Here is a 326-nt window from a genome sequence, read left to right as displayed (position 1 = left end):
GGCACATGCTAATCTAAAGGTTGTCAATAGCGAGCTGACCGCAGTGAATGCCAGGATCAAAAATCAGAATGATGAATTGAACCGGGTGAATGATCTACTGCTTGAAGCAAACAAGATTAAAGAGGAATACATAGGTTTCTTCTTTACACAGGATGCTGATATCTTTGAGAAATTCAGGGAATTTAAATCTAAAGTGGAAAACGCTGTAGAAGATGGAAAGCTGGAAAAGATCAAATATTTGCTGGGTAATTACGACCTGAAAAAAGAAAAGGAAAAACTGCTTCAGAATTTTGATGAAGCCTTTATCAAACTTTTTCCGAATTTCA

At 36.5% G+C, this 326-nt stretch carries 1 protein-coding gene; it reads left to right on the top strand.

Annotated elements, in window-relative coordinates; translation table 11 throughout:
* The coding region (locus HC176_RS18440; RefSeq protein WP_245234966.1) for a DUF6377 domain-containing protein at positions 1–326 on the top strand (326 nt) is incomplete at both ends.

This window comes from Tamlana crocina (genome assembly GCF_012037625.1).
The sequence above is the reverse complement of the archived record's forward strand: the minus strand, read 5'-3'. Positions and strand labels throughout refer to the sequence as shown.